General features: G+C 30.5%; 14 protein-coding genes and 1 pseudogene. 14 read left to right on the top strand and 1 reads right to left on the bottom strand.

Going from position 1 to position 16,364, the window contains the following annotated elements:
* The first annotated feature begins 43 nt into the window (after window positions 1-43).
* The 14 genes and pseudogenes from rpoN (at window position 44) to ACFWTK_RS00370 (ending at window position 15,232) form a co-directional block, all read left to right on the top strand.
* Window positions 44-1,414, top strand: coding sequence for an RNA polymerase factor sigma-54 (gene rpoN / locus ACFWTK_RS00435; RefSeq protein ID WP_415874666.1), 1,371 nt, complete (start codon window positions 44-46; stop codon window positions 1,412-1,414).
* A gap of 221 nt (window positions 1,415-1,635) precedes the next feature.
* A complete protein-coding gene (locus ACFWTK_RS00430; RefSeq protein WP_415874204.1) occupies window positions 1,636-2,670 on the top strand; it encodes a sugar-binding transcriptional regulator in 1,035 nt (344 codons plus the stop codon).
* Window positions 2,671-2,760: 90 nt separating this feature from the next.
* Window positions 2,761-3,765: a type I glyceraldehyde-3-phosphate dehydrogenase gene (gene gap, locus ACFWTK_RS00425; protein ID WP_415874203.1), complete on the top strand. Its 1,005-nt coding sequence runs from the start codon at window positions 2,761-2,763 to the stop codon at window positions 3,763-3,765.
* A 426-nt stretch (window positions 3,766-4,191) separates the two neighbouring features.
* Entirely contained in the window at window positions 4,192-5,388 is a 1,197-nt protein-coding gene (locus tag ACFWTK_RS00420) for a phosphoglycerate kinase (RefSeq protein WP_415874202.1), read from the top strand.
* Window positions 5,389-5,512: 124 nt separating this feature from the next.
* Window positions 5,513-6,265, top strand: a complete 753-nt coding sequence (tpiA, locus tag ACFWTK_RS00415; RefSeq protein ID WP_415874201.1) for a triose-phosphate isomerase — start codon at window positions 5,513-5,515, stop codon at window positions 6,263-6,265.
* A 112-nt stretch (window positions 6,266-6,377) separates the two neighbouring features.
* Window positions 6,378-7,914 (top strand): annotated as a pseudogene (gpmI, locus tag ACFWTK_RS00410) (2,3-bisphosphoglycerate-independent phosphoglycerate mutase).
* Between the two features lie 75 nt (window positions 7,915-7,989).
* Window positions 7,990-9,291, top strand: a complete 1,302-nt coding sequence (gene eno / locus ACFWTK_RS00405) for a phosphopyruvate hydratase (protein ID WP_061858079.1) — start codon at window positions 7,990-7,992, stop codon at window positions 9,289-9,291.
* Window positions 9,292-9,556: 265 nt separating this feature from the next.
* The gene (locus ACFWTK_RS00400) at window positions 9,557-10,807 is read left to right on the top strand and encodes a transposase (protein WP_415874200.1); all 1,251 of its coding nucleotides are present in this window, start codon (window positions 9,557-9,559) and stop codon (window positions 10,805-10,807) included.
* Between the two features lie 156 nt (window positions 10,808-10,963).
* Window positions 10,964-11,575 (top strand): IS607 family transposase, encoded by a 612-nt coding sequence (locus ACFWTK_RS00395; RefSeq protein WP_415874665.1) that lies wholly within the window; start codon window positions 10,964-10,966, stop codon window positions 11,573-11,575.
* Window positions 11,556-12,779, top strand: coding sequence for an RNA-guided endonuclease InsQ/TnpB family protein (locus tag ACFWTK_RS00390; RefSeq protein WP_415874199.1), 1,224 nt, complete (start codon window positions 11,556-11,558; stop codon window positions 12,777-12,779). Before ACFWTK_RS00395 ends, ACFWTK_RS00390 begins: the two co-directional genes overlap by 20 nt.
* Window positions 12,780-12,880: 101 nt before the next feature.
* Complete coding sequence (locus tag ACFWTK_RS00385; protein ID WP_415874198.1) at window positions 12,881-13,144, top strand: VanZ family protein; 264 nt, start codon at window positions 12,881-12,883, stop codon at window positions 13,142-13,144.
* A 52-nt stretch (window positions 13,145-13,196) separates the two neighbouring features.
* On the top strand, window positions 13,197-13,382 hold the full coding sequence (locus ACFWTK_RS00380; protein WP_415874197.1) for a VanZ family protein: 186 nt from the start codon (window positions 13,197-13,199) through the stop codon (window positions 13,380-13,382).
* Between the two features lie 19 nt (window positions 13,383-13,401).
* Window positions 13,402-14,556 (top strand): ABC transporter permease, encoded by a 1,155-nt coding sequence (locus tag ACFWTK_RS00375; protein ID WP_415874196.1) that lies wholly within the window; start codon window positions 13,402-13,404, stop codon window positions 14,554-14,556.
* Window positions 14,549-15,232, top strand: coding sequence for an ABC transporter ATP-binding protein (locus tag ACFWTK_RS00370; protein WP_415874195.1), 684 nt, complete (start codon window positions 14,549-14,551; stop codon window positions 15,230-15,232). The genes ACFWTK_RS00375 and ACFWTK_RS00370 overlap by 8 nt, the downstream gene beginning before the upstream one ends.
* A gap of 55 nt (window positions 15,233-15,287) precedes the next feature.
* Here ACFWTK_RS00370 and galU read toward each other — a convergent pair whose 3' ends face one another.
* A complete protein-coding gene (gene galU / locus ACFWTK_RS00365; RefSeq protein WP_415874194.1) occupies window positions 15,288-16,220 on the bottom strand; it encodes a UTP--glucose-1-phosphate uridylyltransferase GalU in 933 nt (310 codons plus the stop codon).
* Window positions 16,221-16,364: the final 144 nt, after the last annotated feature.

The raw sequence follows: 16,364 nt of genomic DNA, 5'->3' as shown, positions 1-16,364 counted from the left end.
TATGAAGCGGTATTATAATGCAAAGTGGTGATAAAATATGAAGATGGAGTTTAATTTAAATTTAACTCAAGAACAAAAGCTAATAATGACTCAACAAATGCAGCTATCAGTAAAGTTGCTTCAAATGTCAAATTTCGAAATTCAAAGCTATATAGAAAAAGAGCTTCAAGAAAATCCAGTGCTTGATGCAGATTATAATAAAAAAAATGATACAGAAAAATCAAAGAATGAAATAGACTATAAAAATTTCTTGAAGTATTTAGAATTTGATGACTATGGACATGGAAGCTATAGCAGAGAAAAAAGCGAGGATGAGGTATCTCCGTTTAATTTTATCAGCGCTAAAAAATCACTTAAAGAGTTTTTAATGGAGCAAATAGTAGAGTTAAATGAGGATGATTTTGTTAAAGCTGTATGTAAATATATGATTGAAAATATAGATAACAGAGGATATTTGGATATAACCCTTGAAGAAATTCAAGAAGAGCTAGCCATATCTAAGGAGTTAGCTGAGTCATGCTTAAAAATCGTACAATCACTAGAACCTCATGGAATAGGAGCTAGAGATCTAAAGGAATGTTTAAAAATACAGCTTCAAGTAAAAGGTTTTCAAGATGAAAAACTTTATAAAATAGTAGATAACTATTTAGAAATGATAGCTGAAAATAAATATAATGTAATAGCTAAAGAGCTAAAAATAGATGTGAAGGATGCTCAAAAATATGGAGATTTAATAAAGTCCTTAGAGCCTAAACCTTCAAGAGGATTCTTTACTGGAGAAGAAACTAAATATATAATTCCTGAGGCTTATATAAGAAAAATAAATGGAGAGTATTGCATTATAATGAATGATGCTTCTATCCCAAAATTAAATATAAATCAGTTATATAAACAGATAATCAATAATGAAGATGATAAGAATACAGTAAAGTTTGTAAAGGATAAACTAAATAGTGCTGTATTTTTAATAAAGAGTATTAGGCAAAGAGAAAATACTATATATAATATATTAGAAAAAATAATAGAAATTCAAAAAGATTATTTTGAATATGGAGAGGCTTTTTTAAAGCCTATGACTTTAAAAGAGATTGCAGATAGTCTAGGGATACATGAATCAACGGTGAGCAGAGCCATAAGAGAAAAGTATATTCATACAGAAAGAGGAACAATAAAAATTAAGGATCTTTTTACTACTGGAATCTCTAGAGTAGACAGCTTTGAAGATGTATCTACAAAGATAATAAAAAAGGAAATAGAAGATCTTATAAATAAGGAAGATAAAAAGAAACCTTTATCTGATCAGAAAATATGTGATTTGTTAAAAGAAAGAGATATTGATATTTCAAGAAGAACGGTGGCAAAGTATAGAGAAGAAATGGGAATTAAATCCTCAAGTAAAAGAAAAAGATTTTAATCAATATAAAGATTTATTTAAAAGTTTTACTATAAATAAAATAGAATGCTTAGCAAATAATAAAGGAAAAGAGAAGTATCTTTTTCTTTATTATTTTTTAGAATAAAAATTTAACATTTTTTTTGTTAAATGTCTTTTAAAAAAAATATATTTGATTTATAATAATAAGTGGGACGTATAATAAACAAGTGGGACATTAGAGGGCCAAAGAGGTGTTACTTTTGAAGTATTTGGAGATAGAAAAAAAAGTGGTTCCGGAAGTACTTGAACTATTAGACAAAAGGTATAATATATTGACCACTATATATTATAATCAACCCATAGGAAGGAGAATGCTGGCAAGTCACTTAGGAATTGGAGAAAGAATAGTAAGAAGCGAAATTGGATTTCTTAAAAAACAAGGGTTGATAGACATTAATGCAGAAGGAATGACAGTGAATTACGATGGGAAGAAAATATTAGAAGCATTAAAGGAATTTGTTCATGACCTTAGAGGACTATCAGAAATGGAAGAATATTTAAAAGAGAATTTGAAGCTAAGAAAAGTAATAGTTGTCCCAGGAGATATAGATGAAAATGAGCTCACCTTAGAGGAGTTAGGAAAGAGTGCAGCAAATTTTGTAAAGAGCATACTGAAAGATAAAAATATTATAGCATTAACTGGTGGGAAAAGCATAAAAAAGATGGTAGATAATATGCCAAAGACCAGTGAATATAAAGATATTCTCATAATACCTGCAAGAGGTGGAATTGGCAGAAATGTAGAAATTCAAGCTAATACTTTAGTTGCAAGATTGGCAGAGAGATTATCAGCAGATTATAAAATGCTTCAACTCATAGATAATGTAGATTATGCAGAGATATTTGCTATTTTAAATGAAGAAAGTATAAAAGAAGTTGTAGAAAATATACATAAAGCAAATATATTGATTTACGGTATTGGAAAAGCTGAGGATATGGCACAAAAAAGAGGCTTAAAAGATGAAGCTATAAATGAATTGCACGAAAAAGGAGCAGTAGGAGAAGCATTTGGATGCTATTTTAACATAAATGGAGAAGTTATCTTTTCAACTCCAACTGCTGGAATAAAAGGTGAAGATACAAAAAAAATTCAAACTATCATAGCTATATCTGGAGGACACAGTAAAGCAAAGGCTATTCTAGGTGTACAGAGATTCAACTCAAATAATATTCTTATAACTGATGAAGGTGCTGCTAAAGAAATCATAAATATTATAAAAAGTGAGCGCCAATAAATACATTTAAAACGTTAAAAATATATAAATATATATTTATATAAAAATATATAAAAATATATAAAATAAGATTTTTAGGAGGTAATTTCAATGACAAAGGTTGCTATTAATGGTTTTGGAAGAATAGGAAGATTAGCTTTAAGATTAATGATCGACAATCCTGAGTTTGAAGTAGTTGCAATAAATGACTTAACAGATGCTAAAACTTTAGCTCATTTATTCAAATACGATTCATCTCAAGGAAGATTCAATGGTGAAATCGAAGTTAAGGACGGAGCTTTCGTAGTTAATGGAAAAGAAATAAAAGTAATTGCTGAAAAAGATCCAGCAAGCTTACCTTGGGGAGAATTAGGAGTAGACATAGTACTAGAATGTACTGGACTATTCACTAAGAAAGAAAAAGCAGAAGCTCATATTCAAGCTGGTGCTAAGAAAGTTGTTATATCAGCTCCTGCAACTGGAGACTTAAAGACAGTTGTATTCAACGTAAACCATGATGTATTAGATGGTTCAGAAACAGTTATCTCTGGTGCATCTTGTACAACAAACTGCTTAGCTCCAATGGCTAAAGTATTAAATGACAAATTTGGTTTAACAAAAGGATTCATGACTACAATCCATGCTTATACAAATGACCAAAATACTTTAGATGCTCCACACAAAAAAGGTGATTTAAGAAGAGCAAGAGCTGCAGCTGCAAGCATAATTCCTAACTCAACTGGTGCTGCTAAAGCTATAGGATTAGTTATTCCACAATTAGCAGGTAAATTAGATGGAGGAGCACAAAGAGTTCCTGTTATAACTGGTTCATTAACTGAATTAGTATGTACTCTAGAAAAGAAGGTTAGTGTAGAAGAAATAAATGCAGCAATGAAAGCTGCTTCTAATGAATCTTTTGGATACACTGAAGACCCTATAGTATCTTCAGATGTAATTGGAATTCACTATGGTTCATTATTTGATGCTACTCAAACAAAGGTTATGGACGTAAATGGAGAGCAATTAGTTAAAGTTGCTTCTTGGTATGACAATGAAATGTCATATACTTCTCAATTAATTAGAACTTTAAAATATTTTGCTAACCTTTCAAAATAATTTAAATTAGATACCTAAAATATATACCCTAACATAGTAAAAGCATATTAATCTTTGATTAATTAAGATTAATATGCTTTTTAATTCTAAGGATGGCGCATTGGATTTATATTTTATATAATAAAATTGATGTGCATTTTTCTTATATGTTAAAACTAAAACTTTTTTTAAAAATCCTATTTAAAAATCCCTACGTTTACATTATAATGTAAGTGGGACAAATAACTTGTCCGTGGGACAAAAAAGGACCGCTTACAATTTAATTCAACAATAATAATTATAAAAAGATGTAGAATACTAATTTTAAAGCAAATTTAGCTTTTATATGTGCTATTTTAATGATACATATAAATCATTAATTTATTTTTTATCACTAGTAAGAAAATTGCAAGGCAATTTTATTAAAATGTGAAGGGAGATATAATCATGAAGTTAAACAAGAAGACTGTAGAAGATATCCAAGTTAAAAGTAAAAGAGTATTAGTAAGATGTGACTTCAATGTACCGCTTAAAGAAGGAGTTATAACAGATGAAAATAGATTAATAGGAGCACTTCCAACAATTAAATATTTAGTAGACCAAGGAGCTAAGGTTATACTTTGTTCACATCTTGGTAAGCCAAAGGGAGAACCAAAGCCAGAATTATCATTAGCACCAGTTGCTAAGAGACTTTCAGAATTATTAGGAAAAGAAGTTGTATTTGCAGCAGATAATAATGTAGTTGGAGAAAACGCTAAGAATGCTGTAGCAAATATGAAAGACGGAGATATTGTTTTACTTGAAAACACAAGATATAGAAAAGAAGAAACTAAAAATGAAGAAAACTTCTCAAAAGAATTAGCTTCTCTTGCTGATGTATTTGTAAATGATGCTTTTGGAACAGCTCATAGAGCACACTGTTCAACAGTTGGAGTAACAGAATTTGTTAGTGAATCTGCTTGTGGATACCTAATTCAAAAGGAATTAAAATTCTTAGGTGAAGCTGTTGAAACTCCAGAAAGACCATTTGTAGCAATACTTGGTGGAGCTAAAGTTTCTGATAAAATTAACGTTATAAACAATCTTTTAGAAAAAGTTGATACATTAATAATAGGTGGAGGAATGGCTTATACTTTCTTAAAAGCTCAAGGCTATTCTATAGGAACATCTTTATTAGAAGAAGATAAAATAGATTATGCTAAAGAAATGATGGAAAAGGCACAAGCTAAAGGAGTTAAATTATTACTTCCAATAGATAACGTAGTTGGTGCTGAGTTTAGTGCAGACACAAAACCAGTTACTACAGAAGATCAAAACATTCCAGAAGGTTACATGGGATTAGATATAGGACCTAAAACAGCTAAACTTTATGCTGAAGCAGTAAAGGATGCTAAGACAGTTATATGGAATGGACCAATGGGAGTATTTGAATTTGCAAACTTTGCAAAAGGAACAATAGCAGTAGCAGAAGCTATGGCACAGTCAAATGCAACTACTATAATCGGAGGAGGAGACAGTGCAGCTGCTGTTAATACTCTTGGATTTGGAGATAAAATGACTCACATTTCAACTGGTGGTGGAGCATCACTTGAGTTCTTAGAAGGAAAAGAACTACCAGGAATTGCAGCACTTACAGACAAATAATAAAAGTAGGTTAGAAAGCATAAGTTATGAAAGGATAGTCATAGGTACTAGGTACTGGGTTCTAGATACTAGTACCTAATACCTAAAAAAGCTGGCTATTAAAAAATATAAGGGGTGTGTTAATATGAGAAAGCCAATTATAGCAGGAAACTGGAAGATGAATAATACTGTATCACAAGCATTAAAGCTTATAGAGGAATTAAAGCCATTAGTTAAAGATGCTAACAGTGAAGTTGTAGTTTGTCCACCAACTATATGTTTAGATGCGGTAGTAAAGGCTGTTAAGGGAACTAATATAGAAGTTGGAGCTCAAAATATGCACTTTGAAGAAAGTGGAGCTTTTACAGGAGAAACTTCTCCAGCTATGCTTGAAGAAATGGGAATAAAGTATGTAATATTAGGGCATAGTGAAAGAAGACAATATTTTGCAGAAAATGATGCTGACTTAAATAAGAAGATAAAGAAAGCTTTTGAACATAACCTACTTCCAATACTTTGCATAGGAGAAACTCTTGAGGAAAGAGAAGCTAATATAACTGAAGAAGTATTGGGAAGACAAATTAAGCTTGACTTAGCTGGACTTGAAAAAGAACAAGTTGAAAAACTTGTAATAGCTTACGAACCAATCTGGGCTATAGGAACAGGAAAAACTGCTACATCTGATCAAGCAGAAGAAACAATAGCTTTCGTTAGAAAAACTGTTGCAAGCATGTTTGGAGAAGAAGCTGCAGAAAAGATGAGAATACAATATGGCGGTTCAGTTAAACCATCAACAATAAAAGAGCAAATGGCAAAACCAAATATAGATGGAGGACTTATCGGAGGAGCTTCACTAAAAGCACAAGATTTTGCTGCTATAGTAAACTTTGATAAGTAATAAGATTTCCCCGCAATTTTATTGGATTAGGGACTCTGAGTTTCAGTTAGGCAGTAAAGCTGAAGTTAGAATCCTAGAAAGGATTAAAGATATTTCTCGGAGGTGATTACACATGATAAAGAGGCCTGTTATGTTAGCTATACTAGACGGATTTGGAATATCAGATAATGAAGACGGAAATTCTGTTAGAATAGCTAAGAAGCCTAATTATGATAAACTTTGGAACGAATATCCACATACACAACTAGGAGCTAGTGGATTATCTGTTGGACTTCCAGAAGGACAAATGGGTAATTCAGAGGTTGGTCACTTAAATATAGGCGCAGGAAGAATAATATATCAAGCTCTTACAAGAATAACTAAAGCCATAGAAGATGGAGATTTAGTTAAAAATGAAGCTTTGCTAAAGGCTGTAAATAATGTAAAGGCTAATAACTCTTCACTTCATTTCATGGGACTTTTATCAGATGGTGGAGTTCATTCACATATAGATCATTTAAAAGGCCTAATTGACTTTGCTGCAAAAAGTGGCATAAAAAAAGTATATGTACATGCTTTTCTTGATGGAAGAGATACACCACCAGATTCAGCACCAACATATGTAAAAGACTTAGAAAGCTATATGAGTTCAGTTGGAGTAGGAACTATTGCTACTATATCTGGAAGATACTATGCTATGGATAGAGACAAAAGATGGGAAAGGACTCAGCTTGCATATAATGCATTGGTATTAGGAAAAGGTGAATATGCAGGAAGTGCTCTAGAAGCTATAGAAAAATCTTATCATGATAACAAGCAAGACGAATTTGTGCTTCCAACTGTAATATTAAAGAATGAGAAGCCTGTAGCTACTATTAAAGATGGAGACTCAGTAGTATTCTTTAATTTCAGACCAGATAGAGCAAGACAAATAACAAGAGCAATAAATGATAAAGTATTCGATGCATTTGAAAGAGAGAATCTTGATTTGACTTTCGTAACTTTAACAGAGTATGATAAGACTATTGAAAATGTTGAAGTTGCTTTTGGTTCTGAATCTTATAAAAATACTTTTGGAGAATATTTATCAAAATTAGGTAAAAAGCAATTAAGAATAGCTGAAACAGAAAAGTATGCTCATGTAACCTTCTTCTTTAATGGAGGAATTGAAGAGCCTTATGCTAATGAAGATAGAGTTTTAATACCTTCTCCAAAGGTTGCAACTTACGATTTAAAACCAGAAATGAGTGCATATGAAGTAACAGATGAAGTTATTAAAAGAATAGATTCAGATGAGTATGATGCCATAATATTAAATTATGCAAATCCGGATATGGTAGGCCATACAGGAGTTATGGATGCTGCAATTTAAAGCAGTTGAAGCTGTGGATGAATGTTTAGGTAGAGTTGTGGATAAAATATTAGAGAAAAACGGTTCTATATTCATAACAGCAGACCATGGTAACTGTGAACAGATGATAGATTATTCTACAGGAGGAAGTATGACAGCTCATACAACAAATCCTGTACCATTCATTTATGTATCAAATGATGCCAAGAAAAAAGAATTAAGAGAGAGTGGAATACTTGCAGATATAGCTCCTACAATGCTAGAAGAAATGGGCTTAGAAATTCCAAAGGAAATGACAGGAAAAAGCATCTTTAAATAATATCAGTTAGGAAACAATTATGATTGTTTCCTACTGTATATATAAATTTTTATCTTAAATTAGGAGGAGATAAATATGAAGACTTTTGTAGAAATAGTAGATGTTTATGCAAGACAAATTTTAGACTCAAGAGGAAATCCAACTGTAGAAGTAGAAGTTGAATTAGAAGATGGTACAGTAGGAAGAGCTGCAGTTCCATCAGGAGCTTCAACTGGTATATTCGAAGCAGTTGAATTAAGAGATAACGATAAATCAGTATACATGGGAAAAAGCGTTGAAAAAGCAGTTAACAATGTAAATGAAATTATAGCCGAAGAATTAGTTGGAATGAATGTATTTGATCAAGTTGCAATAGATAAAGTTATGCTTGAACTTGATGGAACAAAAAATAAGAGCAAACTTGGAGCTAATGCAATGCTTGGAGTATCACTTGCATGTGCAAAAGCTGCTGCAGAATACTTAGGAATTAGTTTATATCAATACATAGGTGGAGTTAACGCAAAAGTTCTACCAGTACCTATGATGAACATATTAAATGGTGGATCACACGCTGACAACAATGTAGATCTACAAGAGTTCATGATTATGCCAGCAGGAGCTCAATCTTTCTCAGAAGCTTTAAGAATGTGTTCTGAAATATATCATACATTAAAGAACATATTAAAGAACAAAGGATTATCAACAGGTGTTGGTGATGAAGGTGGATTTGCTCCAGACTTAAAGAGCAATGAAGAAGCAATACAAGTTATTGTAGAAGCTATAGAAAAAGCTGGATACAAAGCAGGAGAACAAGTATTCATAGCTTTAGACCCTGCATCTTCAGAATTCTACAATACTGAAACTAAGATGTATGAATTAAAAGGAGAAGGAAGAACATTAACTCCAGCTGAAATGGCTGATTTCTATGCTGAATTAGTAGAAAAATATCCAATAATCTCAATCGAAGACGGTATGGCAGAAGAAGATTGGGAAGGATGGAAGTTATTAACTGAAAAGTTAGGCGGAAAGATTCAATTAGTAGGAGACGATTTATTCGTAACTAATACAGAAAGACTTGCTATGGGAATTGAAAGAGGAGTTGCAAACTCAGTTCTTATAAAGCTTAACCAAATAGGAACATTAACTGAAACTTTAAATACAATAGAAATGGCTGAGAGAGCAGGATATACTGCAGTAGTTTCTCACAGAAGTGGAGAAACTGAAGATACTACAATAGCTGACTTAGTTGTTGCAGTAAATGCAGGACAAATCAAGACTGGTGCTCCAGCAAGAAGTGAGAGAGTTGCTAAGTACAATCAATTATTAAGAATCGAAGAAGAATTAGGAACAATGGGAGAATATAGAGGACTTAAAGCTTTCTATAACCTTAAAAAATAATATTTCTTTATTTAAAAGTAAGGTGGCTGTTTAATCTACAGCCACTTTACTTTTAAATATGCATAAAATACATAAAAAGCCAGAGATTTCGCATTTGAAATTTTTTAGGGCGATAAGCCCGTTGATTTATATGACTTAACGAGTGACAACTAGAACTGTGGTATTTTCCGATTTTTACTGGAAATTATAGAGAAAAAATTTGCATAATAAAAGCATCCCTTCTATAATAGTTTTGCTACAAACATAAAGAAAGGATGCTGATAAAATGAGTAAAAGTTATTTAAAACAAATGCTCACTTACTTCTCTAAGGTATACCATCTTGGAGAAAAAATCAATACCCTAAAAGATAAAAGAGTAAAATCACCAATAAAAATTTCAACAATTACATTTGTAGTTTTATTTGGATTTATGCTTCAAATAAGAAGTTTCAATAGATTAGAACATTGGCTCAAGAAGGGTAAATTTAATAAAGTATTACCTAAAAGAACTAAAATGCCTCGCATTGACGCCGTTAGGCGGTCTTTAAGCGATTTTGATTTAGATGGCTTGAAGAAACTTCATAATAGTATAATTAAGACAAGTATAAATAATAAGGTTTTTAGAAATGGAACTATAGATGGACTAAAAGTTGCTGCAATAGATGGTGTAGAGTTATTTGAAAGCACTAAAAAATGTTGTGATAATTGTCTCTCACGAGTTCAAAGGAATGGAGTTACTCATTACTTTCATAGGTCTGTAGTATGTTCAACTGTAGGTTCTGATCCACATCTTATCTTAGGTCAGGAAATGCTGGAACCTAAAGGAGATGGTTCAGATAAGGATGAAGGGGAAATTACAGGAGGAAAGCGCCTAATTAGAAAGCTGTATAAGGAATTTCATCATTTTGCAGATATTATAGTAGCTGACGCATTATATTGTAAATCTACCTGGATTAATGAAGTTTTATCAATAGGAATGGATGCAGTAGTAAGAGTTAAAGATGAAAGACTTAATATTGTTAAGGATGCACTTGGTTTATTCAAGTGCCGACAGGCAGATAAAGAATGGACTGTTAAGAAGAAAAGTAGCAATTATACTAAAATTAAAGCCTGGGATGAAGATGATTTTCAAATGCCAAGTTTAGATACAAAAGTAAGATTTATAAGGTTTGTAGAAGAACTACATTTCTCTGGTAAAGTAGAAATAAAAGAAGCATGGATTATAACTACATCTAAAGTTACTTCAGTGGAAACTTTGTGGAAGATAATGCATAGTAGGTGGGATATTGAAAACAATGCCTTTCATCAATTGAAAACTGAGTGGCATTTAAATCACTGTTTTCTTCACAGCCCTATGGGCGTAGAAACTGTGTTAATATTTATAATAATAGCATTTAACTTAATGCACTTATACTTTTTTAGATGTATTAGGGGATTTAGAAAGAGAAAGATGTTACAGGTAGATATAATCGAAGATATTAGGGATGAAATGCTACTTATTAATAATTGGATAAATCCGTTATTTGCTAAAACATAATCTTAATTTCCAAGTTAATATTTGGTAGCGTGGGGGTAAGGGGGAATTATATTCAATTTACGACCTAACGGTCTGCGGGCTTACCAGCCCTTCAATTAAGTGTAAAAAATAATAATTCCAGTAAAAATAAAATTTTTACTGGAATTTAGATGCGAAATCTCTGAAGAAGTATTAGAATTATTGCAAATAACAAGACCTACTCTTACAAAATACGTTAAAGAAGGATTAATAAAAGTAAACATTTTACCTAATGGCAGATATGATTATGACAAAGACAGTGTATACAAATTATTCAATAAAGGAGTAGAAAGAAAAACATACATTTATGCAAGGGTTTCTACACCAAAACAGAAAGCCGACTTGGAAAATCAAATCCAGATGTTGAAACAGTTTTGTTTTAGTAATGGATATTGCATATCAAGAGTGTTTTCAGATATAGCGAGTGGAATTAGTTTTGAAAAAAGAAAAGATTTTTTTAAAATGCTCGACGATGTAATTGCAGGTAAAGTAGAAAGAATTGTAATAACTTATAAAGATAGATTAAGCAGAGTAGGTTTTGAGTTATTTTATCATTTATTTAAAAAATACAATTGTGAGATAATTGTTATGAGCGAAGTAGGTTCTGAAAAATTAGATAGTGAAGAAATATTTGAAGAAATAATTAGTTTATTGAATTGTTATTCTATGAAATTATACTCTAAAAGAAAAGGACAAAAGATAAAAAAGATACTTGAAGAAAAGGAGGTGAATGAAGAAGATGAAAGCTAATAGAGTAGAAAGGCATATAATATATCCTAAAAATCCCTACTACAAGATGTTAGATGAATATTGTTTTAAATCTAAAAATCTTTATAATTTTGCAAATTATCAAATAAGGCAAAAGTTTTGTAGTGAAAGTAAGTATATTTCATATAATCAAATGGATAAGTTATTAAAACAAGAAGGAATGAATACGGATTATAGAAATATGCCTACTGCTCAATCAGCACAACAAACATTAAGATTATTAGACAAGAATTGGAAGTCCTTCTTCAAAGCTATTAAAGATTGGAGCAAGCATAAAGAGAAATATAATGGTAGACCTAAATTGCCAAATTACTTACCTAAAAATGGTAGATACTCATTAATATTAACAAACATGAATTGTAAATTAAAAGATAATCAAATTCATTTCCCTAAATGTTTTAATGGATTTAAATTAAATACTAAAATTAATAATTTACAACAAGTTAGGATATTACCAAGATACAATCATATTATAGTTGAAGTTGTTTATCAAACAGAAGTCCCAGAATTAAAACAAGATAATGGTAGATATATTAGTATTGATATTGGTTTAGATAACTTTGCAACCATAAGTAATAATGTAGGTGCAATGCCTATAATATTGAATGGTAAGGGTCTAAAATCAATAAATCAATACTATAATAAGAAAATTAGTCATTATAGAGAAATTGCTAAAAGAATGAATAATTTAGATTATACGAAAAGAATGAATAAATTAACTATAAAAAGAAATAACAAGATTAACGATTTCATTCATAAAGCAAGCAAATGGGTAGTAGATTATGCTTTAGCATTAGATATAAACACAATAATTATAGGTAATAATAAAAATTGGAAAAGAGAAAGCAAAATGAGTAAAAAAGTCAATCAATCGTTTGTAGGCATACCACATCAAGACTTTATAAATAAAATAATCTACAAAGCAGAGAATGTAGGAATTAAAGTAATAATCACAGAAGAAAGTTATACAAGTGGAACATCATTTTTAGATGGTGAGTTACCAATAAAAGAGAATTATAATAAGAGCAGAAGAATATTTAGAGGATTATTTAGAAGCAATAAAGGTAAATTGATTAATGCAGATTTAAATGCTTCTTATCAAATAATAAGAAAAGTATTTCCTGAAGCATTTGCAGAGGGAATAGAGGGTGTGGGGTTACACCCAGTTAGAGTAAATATAGCGTAAGCTATGTTGACTGATAAATCATTTTATTAAAATTTATAATGATTTTTATGAATTTTAATAAAATGGATAACCTGATTGCTATAAATAAGAGAGGTCAATTTATGAAAAAGATAATAATAATATTTTGCATGTTGTGGATAGGAATTATATTTTATAATTCAAGTAATATAGGATCTGTGTCTCATGAAAAAAGCTACACTATAGTTAATTTTATAAAAAATAATAATATCTATAAAAAGCATATTAGAAAGTATGTGGATATTAAATCAAGTACCTTAAATTTTATTGTAAGAAAAAGTGCTCACTTTATAGAATATCTTATTTTAGGTATAATTATAAGTCTTGCTTTATTTAAAAAATTTTAAAGGAAAAGGTGCTCTAGGATATATACTATTTATATGCTTATTGTGTGCTGTTATGGATGAGTTTTATCAAAAATTCATACAGGATAGAACATCTAATGTTGGAGATATATTAATTGATTTTGCTGGTTCATTATTTGGAATATTTATATTTTACATATATGATAATATTTGGAGTAAGATAAGTTCTAAAGGAGGAGTATGTAATATGTGGAACAAGAAAAATTCAGTAAACAAATAATATTTATGGAGGAGTAATTATGCTAACGTCTTTTAAGATAGCTTCAAGGTTTTTAAGAAAAAGTAAGATACAGACACTTATTATAATTATGGGTATAGCTATAGGAGTATCAGTGCAGATTTTTATAGGGCTTTTAAGTCAAGGACTAGATAAAAGCCTTTTAAGTAAGGTTGCTGGAAGCTTTGTTCATATTAATATTACTTCAAGTAAAGGAAGTATAGAATCTTGGGAAGATATTGAGAGAAAGATCAAGGCTGTAGATAAAAACATAAATATAGTTTCTCCAGTAATTGAACATAATGCTTTTATAAACACTAATAATAAAAAACAAAATATACAAGTAAGAGGGTTTTTGCCACAAGATTTGAATACTCTATACGATATGAAAAATAAGATTTATGAAGGAAAAATGATTAGCAAAAGCGGACAAGCTCTTATTGGTAAAGATTTAGGTGATAAATTAGGACTAAAAATAGGGGATAAAATAAATGTGGTGAATTTTCAAGGAAAGAATGTAGAAGTAATTGTAGTTGGGTTTTATAATTTAGGAGCAGTTAAATTAAATAGCATATGGGTAATAACTGATTTAAAAACTGCTCAGGACATAGCTGATAGTGGAAATAAAATTACTTCCTTTGAGCTTTCAACTAATGATGCTTATAATGCAGATAATATTGCAAATAACATAAAGAACTCTATTAAAAATAATGATTTAAAAATAGAAAACTGGAAAGATCAAAATAAACTTATAGCTAGTGCTATAATAGGTCAGAAAATATGCTCTGTTATAATACAATTTTTTGTACTTTTAGCTTCAGTGTTAAGTATAATGAGTATACTTAACATAAGCGTAGTTCAAAAATATAAGCAAATTGGTATTTTAAAAGCTATGGGAATAAAGGATGGTTCTGCCGCACTTATATTTTTGCTGCAGGCATTTATTCTAGGTTTAATAGGCACAGCAGTAGGGGTATTATTAACATTGCTGTATATAAAGGGATTTAACAGATACATAGTTACTTCAGATGGAAAGCCAATTGTAGATATTATCATAAATAACAGATTTATTATTATATCTTCTTTAATAGCTGTTGCAGCTTCTACTTTAGCAGCAGTATTTCCAGCTATAAAGTCCCTCAAATTAACTCCTGTAGAGGTGATAAAAAATGGCTAATATTATAGAACTAAAAAATATAAACAAAATATATGGAAGAAGGGTTAAAACCCAAGTGCTATACGATATTAATATGTCTATTGAAGAAGGTTCATTTAATTCAATAATAGGAGCATCAGGAAGTGGAAAAACCACTCTTTTAAATATATTAGGTACTTTAGACAAGCCTACCAGCGGAGAAGTATACATTCAAAGCAGGAGAATTGATAAAATGAGTAAAAGGGCTTTAGCTTCTCTTAGAAATAGAAATATAGGCTTTGTGTTTCAGTTTCATTATCTTCTTCCAGAATTTAATGTCATAGAAAATGTACTCATGCCTCATACTATAAACAAGTTTTTTCACGGTAGAAAAACAAGAGAAAGAGCTGAAATGCTTTTGGATTTAGTTGGACTTTCTTCCATTAAGAAAAATAAGGTTTATGATTTATCTGGAGGGCAGCAGCAAAGAGTAGCTATTGCAAGAGCTCTCATGAATAATCCTAAGATTATATTAGCAGACGAACCAACAGGAAATTTAGATTCTAATTCATCAGAGAGTATATATAATGTATTTAGAGATATAAATGATAAATTTAAAACTACCTTTGTAATAATAACCCATGATGATAGAATAGCTAAAAAGACAGATAGAATAATACATATAAAAGATGGAAGGATTATTGAGCAAAATAACTAGCAGTATCTAAAATAAATAATAAAAAAGCCATGTAATTTTACATGGCTTTTTTAATTTATTCTTCTTTTGAAGATGCTACTTCATCCATAACCTGGTTTTCTTTATATAGATTTTTAACAAGAGAAGTTTCTTTTAAAGTTGAAAGATACTTTAGGAAAGGCTCTCTTAAATCTGGCTTTTTTAATGCAAATTCTACAGTAGCCTGAAGAAAACCAAATTTATCTCCAACATCATATCTTCTGCCTTCAAAATCATAAGCGTACATAGCTTCGTGACTTATAAGGGTTTTAAGAGCATCTGTTAGCTGAATTTCTCCGCCCTTTCCAGGAGGAGTATTTTCTAGTATATTGAATATTTCTGGAGTTATTATATATCTTCCAAGGATTGCTATATTAGATGGAGCTTCTTCAATAGAAGGCTTTTCCACCAAATTTCTAACCTTATAAACTCTATTTTCAATATTAAAACCATCGACTATTCCATATTTTGAAGTTTCGCTTTTAGGAACTTTTTGAACTCCAAGAATAGTTGTTTTATATTCATTATAGCAGTCTATAAGCTGCCTTAGACAAGGGACTTCACTATCTACAACGTCATCACCTAGCATAACTGCAAAAGGCTCATTTCCAACAAAGGTTTTAGCACAGCTTATAGCATGTCCAAGACCTTTTGGTTCCTTTTGCCTTATATAATGTATGTCTGCCATATTAGAGATTTTTCTAACTTCTTCTAATAGTTCTGTTTTATTGTTTTGCTCCAGCTGATATTCAAGCTCTACAGATTTGTCAAAATGGTCTTCTATAGCTCTTTTATTTCTTCCTGTTATGATTAGTATTTCCTCTATTCCAGAAGCTACAGCCTCTTCTATTATGTACTGAATAGTAGGCTTATCAACTATAGGGAGCATTTCCTTTGGTTGAGCCTTAGTTGCAGGTAAAAATCTTGTTCCAAGCCCTGCTGCTGGAATTATTGCTTTCTTTACTGACATATAAATCTCCCCTTCCTTTGTACTATTTAAATTATAATATATTTTTAATAAAAATACAGGGTTTTATCGTAATTTTATCCATAAATGTAGACATATACATAATGAGAAATAATATGCTGTTTACCTGCAGCATATAAAATGATA

The organism is Clostridium sp. (assembly GCF_047777555.1).
Taxonomy (GTDB): domain Bacteria; phylum Bacillota; class Clostridia; order Clostridiales; family Clostridiaceae; genus Clostridium_H.
The sequence above is the reverse complement of the archived record's forward strand: the minus strand, read 5'-3'. Positions and strand labels throughout refer to the sequence as shown.

Bases quoted from the DNA above. Each gene is read 5' to 3' on its own strand.
- rpoN (WP_415874666.1), top strand. From the start codon at position 44: ATGGAGTTTAATTTAAATTTAACTCAAGAACAAAAGCTAATAATGACT.
- gap (WP_415874203.1), top strand. From the start codon at position 2,761: ATGACAAAGGTTGCTATTAATGGTTTTGGAAGAATAGGAAGATTAGCT.
- ACFWTK_RS00420 (WP_415874202.1), top strand. From the start codon at position 4,192: ATGAAGTTAAACAAGAAGACTGTAGAAGATATCCAAGTTAAAAGTAAA.
- tpiA (WP_415874201.1), top strand. From the start codon at position 5,513: ATGAGAAAGCCAATTATAGCAGGAAACTGGAAGATGAATAATACTGTA.
- eno (WP_061858079.1), top strand. From the start codon at position 7,990: ATGAAGACTTTTGTAGAAATAGTAGATGTTTATGCAAGACAAATTTTA.
- ACFWTK_RS00400 (WP_415874200.1), top strand. From the start codon at position 9,557: ATGAGTAAAAGTTATTTAAAACAAATGCTCACTTACTTCTCTAAGGTA.
- ACFWTK_RS00390 (WP_415874199.1), top strand. From the start codon at position 11,556: ATGAAGAAGATGAAAGCTAATAGAGTAGAAAGGCATATAATATATCCT.
- ACFWTK_RS00385 (WP_415874198.1), top strand. From the start codon at position 12,881: ATGAAAAAGATAATAATAATATTTTGCATGTTGTGGATAGGAATTATA.
- ACFWTK_RS00380 (WP_415874197.1), top strand. From the start codon at position 13,197: ATGGATGAGTTTTATCAAAAATTCATACAGGATAGAACATCTAATGTT.
- ACFWTK_RS00375 (WP_415874196.1), top strand. From the start codon at position 13,402: ATGCTAACGTCTTTTAAGATAGCTTCAAGGTTTTTAAGAAAAAGTAAG.
- ACFWTK_RS00370 (WP_415874195.1), top strand. From the start codon at position 14,549: ATGGCTAATATTATAGAACTAAAAAATATAAACAAAATATATGGAAGA.
- galU (WP_415874194.1), bottom strand. From the start codon at position 16,220: ATGTCAGTAAAGAAAGCAATAATTCCAGCAGCAGGGCTTGGAACAAGA.